The following is a 15,761-nucleotide window of genomic DNA, read 5'->3' as shown; positions in this document are numbered from 1 at the left end:
CCCAAAGCGGGCAAATCGGGGCCGAAGGCAAACATCAGAATTCCTGCTCGCCGCCGCCGTTCTGCCATGGCTGCACCAGATTGCCGAACCGGGTAAAGCGTCCTTCAAAGCTAAGCTCGATTGTGCCGATGGGGCCGTGGCGCTGCTTGCCGACGATGACCTCTGCCTTGCCGTGCAGACGCTCCATCCGCTCCTGCCATGCGGCCATTTCCTCCAGCTTCTCATCGCCCGGCTTCTCGCGCTCGGCGTAATACTCCTCGCGGAAAACGAACATGACGACATCGGCGTCCTGCTCGATCGAGCCTGATTCGCGCAGATCGCTCAGCTGCGGGCGCTTGTCCTCGCGGCTCTCGACTTGGCGCGAGAGCTGGGACAGGGCGATGACGGGGATGTCCAATTCCTTGGCAATAGCCTTGAGCCCCATGGTGATCTCGGAAATCTCGTTCACGCGGTTTTCGCTGCGCCCGGTGCCGCGTACCAGCTGGAGATAATCGACGATAAGCACGTCAAGGCCGTGCGTCCGCTTCAGCCGCCGCGCGCGCGCCGCCAACTGGCTGATCGGCAGGGCGGGCGTGTCGTCGATATAAAGCGGGCACGATTCCAGCTGCTTGGCGGCATCGACAAAGCGGCGGAACTCGCTCTCTGTCATATCGCCCGACCGGATGTGCTGGCTGGGTATTTCCGAGGCTTCGGACAGGATCCGTGCCGCCAACTGCTCGGCGCTCATCTCAAGGCTGTAAAAGCCGACGATGCCGCCCTCAATCGCGCCCTCGGTGCCGTCGGGCCGTGTGCCACGGCGGTATGTCTTTGCGACGTTATAGGCGATGTTGGTGGCCAGTGACGTCTTGCCCATTGAGGGGCGTCCGGCAAGGATAAGCAGGTCTGATTTGTGCAGCCCGCCTAATATCTTGTCCATATCCACGAGGCCGGATGAGACGCCCGACAGGCCGCCATCACGCTGATAGGCGGCGTTGGCGACATTAACCGCGTCCGATACCGCCTTGAGAAAGCTCTGAAATCCGCTTTGCGTCTGGCCCTGCTCGCTCAGCTTGTAGAGCATCTGCTCGGCCTCGACGATCTGGTCCTTAGGCTCACTATCCACATCCATGCGCGCGGCCTTGCCTGCGATGTCGTGGCCAAGGCCGATCAACTCGCGCCGGATCGCCAGATCATAGATCATGTGGGCGTAATCGCGCACCGCGTAGGTGCTGATCGCGGCGCCGGCGAGGTTTACCAAATACGCGGGTCCGCCCAACTCCTTGAGGCCCTCGTCCTCTTCCATGAAGGCCTTAATCGTGACTGGCGAGGCGAGGTTGTTCTTGGCAATCCGCGCTGCTGCCGTCTCGTAAATGCGCGAATGGACCGGGTCGTAGAAATGCTGCGGGCCGATGATGCTGGCGATGCGGTCAAAAACATCGTTATTCGTGAGGATCGCACCCAAGAGTTGCTGCTCGGCCTCGATCGAGTGGGGCATCGTGTCGGGGCTTGTGACCTCGGCGCCAGCGGCGCCTCCGGTGGCATTGAATGTCGTGATCTCGTTCATTTGGTGTCCCCGGCTAATCAGCATTCGGGTCATACATGCAGGGCGGGTCGGGGGGCAAATTGTATCTTTTTGTGGATAGAATGCCGGACGCCTTAACTGACTGTATGTTGCGGCAGGTCGCCCCTCGGTGTCAACATGTAGGTCCCGCGCAGGCCCCAAGCGGATTTACGCGCGCGCGTTCTGCCATGCGCGGGGCGCTTTTAGAAATGCCTCAACCTCCCGCAGGGTTGCGTCATCGAAAGTGCCCTGATCGCGCGCTTCGGCCAGAACATCCCACCAGGTGCACAGGTGGTGCAAGGCAACACCATGATCGCCAAGCGTCTGAATGGTATTGGGAAAAATGCCGTAGTAGAAGATCACTGCAGTATGCGCGCAAGTCGCGCCCGTCTCGCGGATCGCATCGACAAAGCCGATTTTGGAGCCGCCATCGGTGGTCAGATCCTCGACTAAGAGCACGCGCTGGCCCTCGGTCATGGTGCCTTCGATTCGCGCGCCGCGACCGTGCCCCTTGGGCTTTTTGCGCACATAGGTCATCGGCAGGGCCATCCGCTCGGCCATAAGCGCGGCAAACGGGATACCGGCCGTCTCGCCGCCGGCGATGTTATCAAACGCCTCAAACCCGGCATTGCGCATGACTGTAACGGCTAAAAAATCCATCAACGTGCTGCGTATGCGCGGGTACGAGATCAACTTGCGGCAGTCGATATAGGTTGGGCCGGGCAGGCCGGACGAGTAGATGTAGGGTGTCTCTGCGTTGAAATGCACGGCGCCTATTTCTAGCAGCATACGCGCGGTCAGGCGGGCAATTTCATCGACGGGGGGGTAGCTGCTGGGGATCATTGTGGCGGTCCTTGTGGCGGTCTTTGGCGCAGGGCGGAAAGAGATTTTATGCCTTCGGCGAGGATACTTTTAGCAAGAAGAACGGGCTGAGACATGCCAGCCGGGGACGAAGCCGGGATCGAAGACGGTGACAGGGCCGTCTTGGGTATCGATATGGCTGGGCGTATCGCGCGAGCCTTTGGTCAGCGTGAGAGTGCTGTTATTGGGCGGCAAACCGTAGAAGGCAGGGCCATTGAGAGACGCGAAAGCCTCCAGCTTGTCCAGCGCGCCATCCTGTTCGAATAGATGGGCCAAGATCGCCATGGTGTTGGGCGCGGTAAAGCAGCCGGCGCAGCCGCAAGGCTGAAGCTTGGCCGGGTCAGTGTGGGGCGCGCTGTCTGTGCCAAGAAAGAAGCGTGCGTCGCCCGATGTGGCGGCTATACGAAGCGCGACGCGATGCTCCTCGCGCTTGGCTACGGGCAGGCAGTAATAATGCGGACGGATGCCGCCCGCGAGAATGTGGTTTCTATTGATCACCAGATGATGCGTTGTGATTGTGGCGGCGAGGTCCGTCGCATTTGCCTTCACATACTCCACGCCCTGCGACGTGGTGATATGCTCCATCACCACCTTTAAGCCGGGCACACGTTTGCGCAGTGGGTCCAGCACGCGGTCAATGAATACCGCTTCGCGGTCAAAGATGTCGATGTCTGGATCTGTCACCTCGCCGTGCACGCAGAGCGGCAGACCGATCTCGGCCATTTTTTCCAGCACGCCCTGAACGCGGGTGAAGTCGGCGACACCGCTGGCCGAATTGGTCGTCGCGCCGGCTGGGTAAAGCTTGACCGCTGAAATGAGGCCCGAGGCATGTGCGGCGGCAACATCGGCCGGGTCCGTTGCTTCGGTCAGGTAGAGTGTCATCAGCGGGGTAAAATCCGCGCCCTCAGGCAGTGCCGCAATGATCCGCGTGCGGTAGGCGGCAGCATCGCTGCCCGTAACGACAGGCGGCACCAGATTGGGCATGATGATCGCGCGGGCGAAATGCGCCGCTGTCGATGGCAGAACTGCGCGCAGCATTGCGCCGTCGCGCAGGTGCAAGTGCCAGTCATCGGGGGTGCGCAGGGTCAATTCTTGGGTCATGGGGCGCGCAATACACGAGCGGCGCGGCGCGCGCCAGAGCCGGCTTGCCGCGCGGTAGGGTGTTTAATCGTCGCCGCCCTGCGCCTGACCTGCGCCGGGGACAGGCGGCGGTAGCCGCGTGCCATTTTCCTGCGCCGCGGCGACGGCGGCGTCCAGTGCCCTGCGGAACGGACGTGCGTTGCGTTGCTCCAGCACCTTTCGGGCCAAGAGGACCACCAGATAAGGCCGCGCGTCGGCCTTTAGCCGTTGCAGCAGCGTAAACTGATAGCCGCCATCGGCGCGCCGCGCGCGGAAGAGGCGGGCCAGCGCCGCGCGGTTCAACTTGTCTGCGCTGACCTGCGCCAAGATGCGAAAGAGGATTCGCAACCGCATCAGCGCCGTCTCCAGATCCGGCCCGAGAAAACGCATCCGAAAGAGCGTCACGTTACTGCGCGCAAAGAGTGCGGCGTGCATCGCGTCCAGATCATTTTCGGGGTCATAGATGACGAATGCCTCATCCGCCGCATCCAGCATGTCGGGTGCATAGCCGTAGCGATCGTTGAAATCTGTGCGTCGCATATGCCGGTAGCGATCATCCCACCCGGCCATGCGCGGGTCCAGCGTGGCTTGCGGTGAAAGGGCGATCACCTTTGCGCCCGGTGCCGCAACCGAGAACGCGGCAGCGGCATAACCGCAGGAACCGGCGCCGTAGAATATCACTTGGTCGAAATCCTCGAAAAAGCCGTCATCGACCAGCCGGTCGAAATAGCCATAGACCGCCTTGTCGCGAAACCATGTGTCGCCGTCCGAAACGAGGCACAGATGCGACCAGCCTAGCGCCTTGGCCATTTCCCAGCCCAGCGGTTGCGCGTCGCGCGATGAGACCATGATGCTTTGATGCGTCTCGAAGGTGACGAGCAGCGTTTTCTTGTCTTCAATAAATATTGCTGCGTGCCGCGCGCCTAGCCGCTGAACATAGCCGTCCTCATCGGCAAGTTCGGCCACCTTGTCGAGCCATGCGTCACGGTCCTTGAGCCCGGACAGCGGCATGTCGAAGGTGTTGGGCGCTTCTTGCATCTAGGTTTGTCCTTGTGACTTTTGGGCGGCGGTGTACGGGGGGCGACTCGTGCAGTTCTAGGCGGCAATTCAGGCGAAACTTTGTAAAATCCGTGAGGTTTGCTGGACAGGACGGCAGCGGCGCGGCACGGTGCGCGGGTAATAGGCCGCCAAACAGGCTTTGGGTAGGGTATATTTATGACAAAGCTTGGCGATATTGGCGACATTGGCGATGTTCAGACCATACTGGCGGGCGAGGGGTATGTGTGCGGACGCGCTCTTGGCACTGCGCTGTTCCTTGCGCTGCGACTGGGCCGGCCGCTGTTTTTGGAAGGCGAGCCTGGCACAGGTAAGACCGAGATCGCCAAAGCCGTTGCCGCCGCTCTTGGCCGGCGCCTGATCCGTTTGCAATGCTACGAGGGGTTGGATGCGTCCAGCGCCGTGGCCGAATGGAACTTTGCCGCGCAGATGATCGCGATTCGCGCCGCTGAGGCGGGCGGGCACTCGGATAGTGCCGCGCTCAAGAACCACCTCTTTACTGACGAATTCCTGATTGAACGCCCGCTCTTGCAGGCAATGCGTCCGCAGCCCGGCGGCCCGCCCGTCCTGCTGATCGACGAGGTGGACCGCACCGATGCCCCGTTCGAGGCGTTCCTGCTAGAGGCACTTAGTGATTTTCAGGTCACTATTCCCGAGATGGGCACGATCGCGGCAGCAGAGCCACCCATCGTGATTCTGACATCCAACCGCACGCGCGAAGTACATGACGCACTGAAACGCCGCTGCCTTTATGCATGGGTCGACTACCCTGATTTTGAGCGTGAGGCCCAGATCCTGTCTGCCCGTGCGCCCGAATTGCCAGACCAGCTTAGCCGCGAGGTGGTGGCCTTCGTGCAAGCGCTGCGCACCGAGGATCTGTTCAAGAAACCCGGCGTTGCGGAAACTATCGATTGGGCCAAATGCCTTTTGGCGCTGGATGCTGTCGCACTTAGCCCGCAGGTTATCGCCGACACGCTGGGCGCGCTGCTGAAGTATCAGGACGACATTGCCCGGTTGAATGGCAGTGAGGCCGCCCGCATTCTGGAACGGGCCCGCAGCGCGATTGCACCAGCATGAGTGTTGGCCGTTCCCCCTATACAGCGGAGGGCCGGGGCTAAATCCCCGGTGCTGCGCAATGCACGAATACCCAGACCTTGAATTACCTGACAATCCTAAGCTGGCGCTGAATATCACCCATTTCGCCCGTGCCCTGCGCCGCGCCGGAATGCCCGTCGGCACGGGCCGCATCATCGACGCGGTACGCGCGGTGGCGGCTGCCGGCTTCACCTCGCGCACTGATTTCTATTGGACGCTGCATGCGGCCTGCGTCAGCCGCCCCGAACATCGCGCCGTCTTTGGGCAGATATTCCGGCTCTACTGGCGCGATCCGCGTTTCCTTGAGCATATGATGGCCACTCTTTTGCCTGCCATGCGCGGCCTGAATGAGGATCGTACGGCGCAGGCTGCCGAAAAACGTGCCGCCGAGGCGCTGCTGGACGGGGCCGAGGCGCCGGATCAGGAAATACCTGAGGATGACGGTGACGCGCTGCTCGAAATTGACGCCAGCGCCACGCAATCAGCGCGCGAGCGTCTGCGCAGCCTTGATTTTGAGCAGATGGGCGCCGCTGAAATAACTGAGGCACGCCGCATGCTGGCGGAGTTAACGCTGCCAGTGCCGCCTTTGCCGTCGCGCCGGATGGGCACCGATGCGCGGGGCCGCGTGCTGGATGCTGCGCGCACCATGCGGCTGGCAATGCGCCGGGGCGGCGAGATTACCCAGATTGCCCGCCGCGCGCCGCGCCGCAAGCCTCCCGATTTGGTGGTGCTTTGCGACATCTCAGGCTCCATGAGCCAGTATAGCCGCATGGTGCTGCATTTTGTCCACGCGGTCGCCAATACCCGCGCAGACAGCGGTGCTGGTGCGCGTGGCGGCTGGGGACAGGTGCATGCGTTCACCTTCGGCACGCGGCTTAGTAATATCACGCGCCATCTGGCAACCCGCGACGTGGATGCGGCGCTGGCGGCCGCGGGCCGCGAGGTACAGGACTGGGAGGGCGGCACGCGCATCGGCGACTGCATCGCGGCGTTTAATCGTGACTGGTCGCGCCGGGTGCTGGGGCAGGGTGCGCTGGTGCTACTGATCACCGATGGGCTGGACCGGGGGGCGCCAGATGCTCTGGCCGCCCAGATCCAGCGCCTGCACTTATCGGCGCGTCGTCTTGTCTGGCTCAACCCGCTGCTGAGGTGGGACGGATTCGCCCCCAAGGCGCAGGGCATTGCGGCCATGCTGCCGCATGTAGACGCGGTGCTGCCATGCCATTCTGTCGCCACGTTGGCGGATCTGGCCGCTGTACTTGCCGCACCCGCAGGTGCAGGCGAAAAGGCCCGCCTGATGCGCGCGCGATAATCTGCCACTGACGAAAGCGTGATGGAACGAATCAGCGCCGCCTCGTGTTAAGTCCCGAGTTGACCTGCCACCGCGCATTTTCGCGCGGCATGGTCGTGTGTTTTAACTAGGAGGATTTTTATGTCCCGCCATTGGCTATCATCGACAACCGCTCTTGCATTGGTGCTGAACGCTGCGGCCCCGCTCCCTTCTGCCGCCTATGACGCGGCGAACTTGGTACGCGGCGCAGCCCCTACAGGCACGCTTCTTCGCCTTGCCGAGAACGAGGCCAACACGGCCGAACAGAATTTGACATCAGGATTGCTGAGCACCGAAGAGCCTGCAAGCACATCGAACGAGCAAGGCGGAGAAACCAGCGCCGAGGGGCAAGCCGCAGCTGAGGCGCAAGCCGCTGCTGAAGCACAAGCCGCTGCTGAGGCAGAAGCCGCAGCCGCTCAATCGCAGGCTGAAGCCGAGGCCGCAGCCGCACAGGCCGAAGCCGATGCCGCAGAGATCCAGGCCGAGGCAGATGCCGCAGCCGCCGAGGCAAATGCTGCCGCAGAAGCCGAAGCTGCTGCCAATGCCGAAGCCGCGCAGGCCCAAGCCGATGCAGATGCCGCCGCCAATGCCGCCACAGCAGACGCTGCGCAAAAAGAGGCCGACGCCGCGACAGCAGCACAAGCGCAGGCCGAGGCCGAGAAAACCGCAGCAGACCAGGCCGCCGCGCAGGCCAAGGCTGACGCCGAGGGTGCCGCCGCTGCACAAGCTGACGCCGATGCCAAAGCGCAGGCTGATGCTGATGCTGCCGCAGAAGCACAAGCAAATGCAGAGGCCACCGCAAAAGCGGAGGCTGATGCCGCTGCCGCTGCTGCAACCAGCGCCGCGCCAGCGCAGTCGGGCGAAGATGCCGCTGCGAGTGTATTGGGTGAAGCTGGCGCCAGCGAATCGACCGAAAATAGCGCGCCCGACGTGCTGCCTCAGGTAAGCGCTGAGACGCAGGCCAATTCGGCCGCACTGGCCGATGAGAACGCGCCAGCCGCCGCCGCCGCATCAGGCGAAGGCGAGGTTGTAGACAGCCAGCAGGGCATAATCACCGAAGATCAGGCCCGGTCCTCCAGCGAGGAATTCCAGACGACTGCCAGCGGCCAGCCCGACCCATTCGCTCCTGCTGCTTCCGAGAAAAAGGACAATGACCTGCTGAAGACAGTTGGTATCGTTGCCGCTGTGGGCCTTGGTGCCTATGCTGTTGGCCAGTTGCTGAAAGGTGGCGGTGAAGTTGTGTCGAACACCGGTGACCGCGCGGTTGTCCGCGAGCCGTCGGGCGAATACCGGATCATCAAGGATGACGACATCCTGCTGCGCCGTCCCGGCAGCGACGTTCAGACGCAGACCTACAGCGATGGCTCGACACGTAGCGAAGTGACCGAGGCTGACGGCAGCTCGACCGTGACGATCCGTGCCGCCGATGGCCGCGTTCTGCGCCGCACACGTGTTCTGAACGACGGGCAGAGCTACACGCTCTTTGACGACACCAAGACCTACGAGCGTGTCGACGTAAGCGAATTGCAGGGTGCAAATCAATTCGCTGCTACGCGCGATTATGACTACAGCACAGCTGACGCCGATCAGCTGCGTCTTGCCCTGAACAGTGCGAACGGAAACCTGCCCGACCGCACATACTCACTAAACCAGATCCGCCGTATTGATGCGGTGCGCCACTTGGTTCCGGTGATTGCGCTTGATGCGATCAACTTCAAGACAGGCTCGGCCGTGATCGAAGCGGACGAGGCGCAGGATCTGTCGGATCTGGGACGTGCGATGACTACCGCAATCAATGATGATCCGCGTCAGGTGTTTCTGATCGAGGGGCACACCGATACGGTCGGCGATGCCAGCTACAACCTCGCGCTGTCAGACCGCCGGGCCGAATCGGTCGCGCTGGCCCTCACCGAGTACTTTCAGGTGCCGCCGTCGAACATGATCGTGCAGGGCTACGGCGAGGCTGATCTGCGTGATCGCCGGGCGGGCGACATCCGGGCCAACCGTCGCGGCGCGGTGCGCAACATCACGCCGCTCCTTGATGGTGGCCGCTAAGCCAGCAAGGCGCGCGTAAACTCTGATTGAGTGTTTTGGCCCTGCGCCCCATAGTTGGGGGCGGAGGGCCTTTTTTCATGGATGACATCGACGACGTTCCGGGCATCGCGCTGGACTGGTACCGCGCTGGTAAAGGCGCGGCACTGGCGACTGTGGTGCAGACTTGGGGCAGTGCGCCGCGCCGCGTGGGCGCGATGCTGGCCGTATCGGGCGCGGGCGAAATGGCCGGCTCCGTCTCGGGCGGCTGTGTCGAGGGCGCGGTGGTGGCCGAAGCGCTGGAGGCGATTGAGGGCGGCGACGCCCGGATGCTGGAATACGGCGTTGCGGACGGCGATGCGTTCGCGGTGGGCCTCGCTTGCGGCGGCACGATTCGGATACTGGTACAGCCCGTTGGGGGCGCTTTGCCCAAAGGCGTGCTGGCCGATCTGGTCGAGGTACGGCGCGCCCGGCGCCCTGCCGCGCTGGTCAGTCCGCCGGATGGCCCGCCGCGTCTGGAACTTACCGGGCACGAGGACCGGTTTCGCATGGACCGCTCAGGGTTTGCCGAGGACGGGGAAACCTTTGTCGCCATTCACAATCCGCCGCTTCGCCTGATCGTCGTGGGCGCCGTTCATATCGCGCAGACGCTGGTGCCAATGGCGCGGCAAGTCGGATATGATCCGGTCGTGATCGATCCCCGCACCGCGTTTGCCAGCGCAGACCGTTTTCCCGGTATAACGCTGCTGGACGAATGGCCCGATGACGGCGTGCGCGCGCTCGGCCTCGATGCGCGCACCGCGCTGGTCCTGCTGACGCACGATCCCAAGCTGGATGATCCTGCACTGGCCGAGGCGCTGCGCTCTGACGTGTTCTACATCGGCGCGCTGGGATCGACCCGTACCCACGCCAAACGGCTGGAGCGGATGACAGCGGCCGGGTTTTCGCAGGCGGATCTGGCCCGTATCCATGGTCCTGTCGGATTGGATATAGGGGCCGCTGGCCCGGCAGAAATCGCGCTCAGCATCCTCGCCCAGATGACGCAAGTATTGAGGCGTGGCGCGTGAGGTTCGGGTCGGTTCCGCTGGAGGACGCGCTGGGGTCGATCCTCGCTCACTCCATGCAGGCGGCCTCGCCCGAACCGGGCGCCGGACGAACCTACAAGATCGCCAAAGGCACCGTGCTGACAGAGCAGCATTTGCGCGATCTGGCCGAAAACGGCGCGGCGCAGGTGATCGTCGCCCAGCTTGGGCCGGGCGACGTGCATGAGGATACCGCAGCCGAGGCGCTGGCGACCGCTATTCTGAGCAACCAACCTGGCCTTCGCGCGCGCCCTGCCAGCACCGGGCGGGTCAATCTGGTTGCCGAGCATGCCGGCGTTGTTTCGGTGGACGCCGGCGCGATACTGGACGCAAATCTGGTGGATGCGGGCATGACCATCGCCACCGCCGCGCGCTGGCAGAAGGTCGCGGCAGGCGGCCTTGTCGCGACGATCAAGATCATACCCTATGCGGTCGACGGCGATCTGCTGGCGCGTGCCTGCACGGCTGCGCGCGGTGCGCTGGCGCTGCATGGTGCGCAAGTGGCGTCGCTCTCGCTGATTGAAACGCGCATTGGGGAGGGCATCCCGCCCGACAAGGGGCGGCGCGCGACGGCGGCACGCGTCGAGCACTTTGGCGCGCAGCTGTCCGAACGCTGCGTCGTGCCGCATGACGTTGCGTCCATCGCGGCGGCCCTCGCCGCGGCGCCCGGCGAGGTACTATTGATCCTCACCGGATCGGCCACATCCGATATCCGCGATGTCGCGCCCGAGGCAGTTCGCCAAGCGGGCGGCCACGTCGATCACTACGGGATGCCCGTCGATCCGGGAAATCTGCTTTTTCTAGGCCGGATCGGTGCAAAACCAGTTATCGGCTTGCCAAGTTGCGCGCGGTCGCCGACGCTGAACGGTGCCGATTGGGTGCTGGAGCGGGTGATTTGCGGCGTCCCCGTCACACCGCGTGACATTGCGGCCATGGGCGTGGGCGGCTTGCTCAAGGAAATTCCCAGCCGCCCAATGCCGCGCCGCAGCACGAACATCGAGTAAAAACAGTCTTCTCAACTGCGATTGGCCGTGCTTAACTCACGGCTGATATAACAAAGCGTTGGGAGGCGCCCATGTCCGAGGTCAGCATGACGGTGAACGGCAAGGCCGCCCGCGGTACTATCGAGGGCCGCACGCTGCTGGTCGACTTTTTGCGCGAAACTTTGGAATTGACCGGCACGCATGTCGGCTGCGACACCAGCCAATGTGGCGCCTGCGTCGTGCATGTGAATGGAAAGGCCGTCAAATCCTGCACAATGTTCGCCGCCGAGGCCGAAGGCGCGACCGTTGACACGATCGAGGGGCAGGCGGCCCCCGACGGCACGCTGAATACGATCCAGCAGGCATTTCAGGACTATCACGGGCTTCAATGCGGCTTTTGCACCCCCGGCATGGTGATGAGCGCCGCCGCGCTGCTGAAAGACAACCCAAAGCCCAGCGAGGCCGAGGTGCGCAGTTACTTGCAGGGAAATATTTGCCGCTGCACCGGATATCACAACATCGTCAAGGCCATTATGGCCGCCAGCGGGCAGGACGTCAGCGCCATTCCGGGCGAGATTGCCGCCGAATAACGCCAACAGATCCGCAGGCCCGCACACGCACACCCAGGGAGAGACATAATGCCCAAGGACAACGCACCCCATCATGGCGGCATCGGCGCCAGCCCCAAGCGGCGCGAAGACGTCCGCTTCTTGTCAGGTACCGGGAATTATACTGACGACATCAATCTGCGCGGACAGGCCTACGTACATTTCCTGCGCTCGGACGTCGCCCATGGCAAGCTGAACGGGTTGGACCTCTCTGAGGCCGAAAAGATGCCGGGCGTTCTGCGCATATTCACTGGCAAAGACTTCAATGATGCCGGCAGTATCCCTTGCGGCTGGCAGGTGACCGACCGTTTTGGACAGCCTATGCAAGAGCCGCGACACCCGGTGCTGTGCGAGACACATGTACGCCATGTCGGCGATCCTATCGCCGCCATCGTGGCCGAGACGCGTGATCAGGCCCGCGATGCCGCCGAGGCGATTGTGCTGGATATCGAAGACTTGCCCGCAGTCATCGACATGCGCAAAGGGCTGGAGGATGGATCAACTAAAGTACATGAAGATCTGACCAGTAACCTTTGTTTTGACTGGGGATTTGTTGAAGAGAACAAACAGGCAGTCGATGATGCGATCAAGAATGCCGCGCATGTTACAACGGTCGAGCTGATAAATAACCGCCTCGTGCCCAACGCGATGGAGCCGCGTGTCGCTATCGGCGACTACAATCGCGGGACGGGTGGATCGACGCTGTACACCACATCGCAAAACCCGCACGTGATCCGCCTTTTGATGGGCGCCTTCGTGCTGAACATACCCGAGCATAAATTGCGCGTGGTTGCGCCCGATGTCGGTGGTGGTTTCGGCTCTAAAATCTATCACTACGCCGAGGAGGCGTTCTGCACATTCGCCGCTAAAGCCTTGAACAGGCCCGTGAAATGGACATGCACCCGGTCTGAGGCGTTCCTGAGCGATGCACAAGCCCGCGACCACGTCACCAAGATTGAGCTGGCGCTGGACAAGGACAACAACTTTACCGCAATACGCACTGACACGCTGGCCAATATGGGCGCATATCTGTCGACCTTTGCGCCGTCGATCCCGACATGGCTGCATGGTACGCTGATGGCGGGCAATTACAAAACGCCGCTGGTCTACGTCAATGTGCGCGCAGTGTTCACCAATACCGTGCCCGTGGATGCCTATCGCGGCGCCGGCCGGCCCGAGGCGACCTACCAGCTAGAGCGCGTCATTGATAAAGCCGCGCGCGAGCTGGGCGTTGATCCCATCGCGCTGCGCAGGCAGAACTTCGTCACTGAATTCCCTTACCAGACACCGGTAGCGGTAGAGTATGATTCGGGCGATTTCCATAGGTTAGTGGACAAGCTTGAAGCGAAAGCTGATCTAGGAGGCTTTGACGCGCGCCGCAAGGAGAGCGAGGCCAAGGGCAAGCTGCGCGGCCTCGGCGTGAACTGCTTTATTGAGGCGTGCGGCATCGCACCCTCGAACCTAGTCGGCCAACTGGGTGCACGCGCGGGCCTTTATGAAAGTGCGACTGTTCGGGTCAACGCCACCGGCGGCATCACTGTGATGACCGGCAGCCACAGCCACGGGCAGGGGCACGAAACGGTGTTTCCGCAGGTCGTGGCTGACATGATCGGTATCGACGCCAGCATGATCGAGATTGAGCACGGCGATACCGCTAATACGCCGATGGGCATGGGCACCTATGGCTCGCGCTCAATCGCCGTGGGGGGCAGTGCCATGGTGCGCGCGACCGAAAAAATCATCGCCAAGGCCAAGAAGATCGCGGCACATATAATGGAGGCCTCGGACGGCGATATCGAGTTGAAGGACGGCAAGTTCACCGTGGCTGGTACCGATAAATCGCTCGCGTGGGGCGATGTCACACTGGCCGCATACGTGCCGCACAACTACCCGCTAGACGAGGTGGAGCCCGGACTGGAAGAGACGGCGTTCTACGATCCTAACAACTTTACCTATCCCTCAGGCGCCTATGCCTGCGAGGTAGAGGTGGACCCTGAGACCGGCAAAGTGACGATCGAGAAGTTCACCACCGCTGACGATTTTGGCAAGGTGGTCAATCCGATGATCGTGGACGGGCAGGTGCATGGCGGACTGGCGCAAGGCATCGGTCAGGCGCTGATGGAAAATTGCACCTATGACGCGGACGGCCAACTTTTATCGGCCAGCTACATGGATTATTGCATGCCGCGCGCCGACGATGTGCCGTTTTTTGTCATCGACCATTCCAACGGCACGCCGTGCACGCACAACCCCCTAGGGGTGAAGGGCTGCGGCGAGGCAGGGGCAATCGGGTCGACGCCCACGGTCGTCAATGCGGTCGTCGATGCGCTGCAATCAGGCGGGCACAAGGTGGATCACGTGGACATGCCCGTGACACCATCGCGTGTCTGGGCGGCGATGCAGAAGGGCTGAGAGCGGGGGAATTTCGGGGCGCTGCCCCGGACCCCGGGATATTTAGGGCAAGAAGAAATGCTTGCCCGTATTTGGGAGACGCCAGAATGTACGCATTTGAGATAGAACGGCCGACAAGCATCGCGGATGCGGTCAAGGCACTGGCCGCGGACGAAGCGCAGCCTCTGGGCGGGGGGCAGACACTGATCCCGACGCTAAAGCAACGGCTTGCGATGCCGTCCGTTCTGGTCAGCCTGTCTGGCATCAATGAGATGCGCGGGATCTGCACCGATGACACAGGGCGCCTGTGTATCGGGGGCGGCACAACGCATGGCGAGGTTGCGGCGGGCGCGTTTCCGGGACTTGCCGGTATGGCGGCCAAGATCGGTGATCCGGCGGTGCGCAATCGCGGCACGCTGGGCGGATCGCTCGCTAACAATGATCCATCGGCCTGCTATCCTGCGGCCGCATTGGGGCTGGGCGCAACTATAGTGACGGACAACCGCGAAATTGCGGCGGACGACTTCTTTCAGGGGATGTTTGACACAGCGCTGAACGATGGCGAGATCATTACGCAGGTGAAATTTCCGGTCCCCGTCAAGTCAGGCTATGCGAAATTTGAGCAGCCGGCATCGCGGTTTGCCTTGGTCGGAGTGTTTGTCGCGAAATTTGATGATGGCGCGCGCGTGGCCGTCACTGGTGCGTCCGAAAGCGGTGTGTTCCGCTGGAGCGAGGCCGAGGCGGCGCTGAGCGGTGATTTCAGCGCGGGCGCACTGGAGGGACTGAACGTGCCGGCGGACGGCATGATCGGTGATCTGCACGGAACGCCTGAATATCGCGCGCACTTGGTCAGCGTGATGACCAAACGCGCCATTGCTGCGGCAAGCTGACGCTGCTTGCAAAAACGGCCCGGAGGATATCCGGGCCGCATAAACTTTGAATTCTATGGCGTTTTACCGTGGCATCGGGCCGATGATCATAATCATCTGGCGGCCTTCCATCTTGGGCATATTCTCGACCTTGCCGGAGCCCTCGACGTCGGCAGCAACGCGTTGCAACAACTCGCGGCCCAAATCCTGGTGGGCCATCTCGCGGCCGCGAAAGCGCAGCGTGATCTTGACCTTGTCGCCATTTTCCAGAAACTTGAAGACGTTGCGCATCTTGACGTCGTAGTCGTTCGTATCGGTGTTGGGGCGGAACTTGACCTCCTTCACCTCAATGATCTTCTGCTTCTTGCGCGCTTCGGCCTCGCGCTTTTGCGTCTCGTACTTGTATTTGCCGAAATCCATAATCTTGCAAACAGGCGGCTTGGCGTTGGGCGAAATTTCGACCAGATCCAGCCCAGCCTCTTCTGCCATTTCCATCGCTCGAGCGCCTGACACGACGCCTACATTGTCGCCATCGGCCCCGATGAGCCGAATTTCCGCATCGCGAATGCGGTCGTTTACGCGAGGTCCTGTGTCGCGCTGTGGCGGCGCGTTATGCGGTCTGCGGGCTATGGCTTTGATCCTTGGATAGTTATTAATGACGTTCAGGGGCAACGTAGCCATGGCTATCCTATGTTTCAAGCGCGAAAATGGGCTGCTTTGTGCCGACAATGGGCGAAACACCCTTGCGCCTTGTGAGTACGGCGGGCATGACATCTGTTGCTATCGAGCGGCCCTC

Annotated in this window: 13 protein-coding genes; 8 read left to right on the top strand and 5 right to left on the bottom strand. The window is 62.2% G+C overall.

Going from position 1 to position 15,761, the window contains the following annotated elements:
* Positions 1-34 precede the first annotated feature (34 nt).
* The 4 genes from MK6180000_RS07385 to MK6180000_RS07370 all read right to left on the bottom strand — a co-directional run bounded on the left by MK6180000_RS07385 (position 35) and on the right by MK6180000_RS07370 (position 4,558).
* Positions 35-1,543, bottom strand: coding sequence for a replicative DNA helicase (locus MK6180000_RS07385; RefSeq protein WP_138934152.1), 1,509 nt, complete (start codon positions 1,541-1,543; stop codon positions 35-37).
* A gap of 165 nt (positions 1,544-1,708) precedes the next feature.
* A complete protein-coding gene (locus MK6180000_RS07380) occupies positions 1,709-2,383 on the bottom strand; it encodes an orotate phosphoribosyltransferase (protein WP_138934151.1) in 675 nt (224 codons plus the stop codon).
* Between the two features lie 69 nt (positions 2,384-2,452).
* A complete protein-coding gene (pyrC, locus tag MK6180000_RS07375) occupies positions 2,453-3,502 on the bottom strand; it encodes a dihydroorotase (RefSeq protein ID WP_138934150.1) in 1,050 nt (349 codons plus the stop codon).
* Between the two features lie 63 nt (positions 3,503-3,565).
* Entirely contained in the window at positions 3,566-4,558 is a 993-nt protein-coding gene (locus tag MK6180000_RS07370) for a phosphoadenosine phosphosulfate reductase (protein ID WP_138934149.1), read from the bottom strand.
* 177 nt (positions 4,559-4,735) lie between these two features.
* On the opposite strand from MK6180000_RS07370, the gene MK6180000_RS07365 reads away from it, so the two are divergent.
* From MK6180000_RS07365 to MK6180000_RS07330, 8 genes are all read left to right on the top strand, one after another.
* Positions 4,736-5,653, top strand: a complete 918-nt coding sequence (locus tag MK6180000_RS07365) for an AAA family ATPase (RefSeq protein ID WP_138934148.1) — start codon at positions 4,736-4,738, stop codon at positions 5,651-5,653.
* A gap of 58 nt (positions 5,654-5,711) precedes the next feature.
* Positions 5,712-6,983, top strand: a complete 1,272-nt coding sequence (locus MK6180000_RS07360; RefSeq protein ID WP_138934147.1) for a vWA domain-containing protein — start codon at positions 5,712-5,714, stop codon at positions 6,981-6,983.
* Positions 6,984-7,103: 120 nt separating this feature from the next.
* Positions 7,104-9,056, top strand: coding sequence for an OmpA family protein (locus MK6180000_RS07355; protein ID WP_138934146.1), 1,953 nt, complete (start codon positions 7,104-7,106; stop codon positions 9,054-9,056).
* Positions 9,057-9,133: 77 nt separating this feature from the next.
* Positions 9,134-10,099 carry an XdhC family protein gene (locus MK6180000_RS07350; RefSeq protein WP_138934145.1) on the top strand — a complete coding sequence of 322 codons (966 nt, stop codon included), beginning with the start codon at positions 9,134-9,136 and terminating at the stop codon, positions 10,097-10,099.
* Positions 10,096-11,118: a molybdopterin-binding protein gene (locus MK6180000_RS07345; RefSeq protein WP_138934144.1), complete on the top strand. Its 1,023-nt coding sequence runs from the start codon at positions 10,096-10,098 to the stop codon at positions 11,116-11,118. The genes MK6180000_RS07350 and MK6180000_RS07345 overlap by 4 nt, the downstream gene beginning before the upstream one ends.
* Positions 11,119-11,189: 71 nt before the next feature.
* The gene (locus MK6180000_RS07340) at positions 11,190-11,687 is read left to right on the top strand and encodes a (2Fe-2S)-binding protein (RefSeq protein ID WP_138934143.1); all 498 of its coding nucleotides are present in this window, start codon (positions 11,190-11,192) and stop codon (positions 11,685-11,687) included.
* Between the two features lie 48 nt (positions 11,688-11,735).
* Complete coding sequence (locus MK6180000_RS07335; RefSeq protein ID WP_138934142.1) at positions 11,736-14,117, top strand: xanthine dehydrogenase family protein molybdopterin-binding subunit; 2,382 nt, start codon at positions 11,736-11,738, stop codon at positions 14,115-14,117.
* A gap of 86 nt (positions 14,118-14,203) precedes the next feature.
* Positions 14,204-14,986: an FAD binding domain-containing protein gene (locus tag MK6180000_RS07330; protein ID WP_138934141.1), complete on the top strand. Its 783-nt coding sequence runs from the start codon at positions 14,204-14,206 to the stop codon at positions 14,984-14,986.
* Positions 14,987-15,049: 63 nt separating this feature from the next.
* On the opposite strand, the gene infC is transcribed toward MK6180000_RS07330, so the two are convergent.
* A complete protein-coding gene (infC, locus tag MK6180000_RS07325; RefSeq protein WP_138934140.1) occupies positions 15,050-15,646 on the bottom strand; it encodes a translation initiation factor IF-3 in 597 nt (198 codons plus the stop codon).
* Positions 15,647-15,761: the final 115 nt, after the last annotated feature.

The organism is Roseovarius arcticus (genome assembly GCF_006125015.1).
Lineage (GTDB): Bacteria > Pseudomonadota > Alphaproteobacteria > Rhodobacterales > Rhodobacteraceae > Roseovarius > Roseovarius arcticus.
The sequence above is the reverse complement of the archived record's forward strand: the minus strand, read 5'-3'. Positions and strand labels throughout refer to the sequence as shown.

Coding starts and splice junctions, on each gene's coding strand:
- MK6180000_RS07385 (WP_138934152.1), bottom strand. CDS start 1,543: ATGAACGAGATCACGACATTCAATGCCACCGGAGGCGCCGCTGGCGCC.
- MK6180000_RS07380 (WP_138934151.1), bottom strand. CDS start 2,383: ATGATCCCCAGCAGCTACCCCCCCGTCGATGAAATTGCCCGCCTGACC.
- pyrC (WP_138934150.1), bottom strand. CDS start 3,502: ATGACCCAAGAATTGACCCTGCGCACCCCCGATGACTGGCACTTGCAC.
- MK6180000_RS07370 (WP_138934149.1), bottom strand. CDS start 4,558: ATGCAAGAAGCGCCCAACACCTTCGACATGCCGCTGTCCGGGCTCAAG.
- MK6180000_RS07365 (WP_138934148.1), top strand. CDS start 4,736: ATGACAAAGCTTGGCGATATTGGCGACATTGGCGATGTTCAGACCATA.
- MK6180000_RS07360 (WP_138934147.1), top strand. CDS start 5,712: ATGCACGAATACCCAGACCTTGAATTACCTGACAATCCTAAGCTGGCG.
- MK6180000_RS07355 (WP_138934146.1), top strand. CDS start 7,104: ATGTCCCGCCATTGGCTATCATCGACAACCGCTCTTGCATTGGTGCTG.
- MK6180000_RS07350 (WP_138934145.1), top strand. CDS start 9,134: ATGGATGACATCGACGACGTTCCGGGCATCGCGCTGGACTGGTACCGC.
- MK6180000_RS07340 (WP_138934143.1), top strand. CDS start 11,190: ATGTCCGAGGTCAGCATGACGGTGAACGGCAAGGCCGCCCGCGGTACT.
- MK6180000_RS07335 (WP_138934142.1), top strand. CDS start 11,736: ATGCCCAAGGACAACGCACCCCATCATGGCGGCATCGGCGCCAGCCCC.
- MK6180000_RS07330 (WP_138934141.1), top strand. CDS start 14,204: ATGTACGCATTTGAGATAGAACGGCCGACAAGCATCGCGGATGCGGTC.
- infC (WP_138934140.1), bottom strand. CDS start 15,646: ATGGCTACGTTGCCCCTGAACGTCATTAATAACTATCCAAGGATCAAA.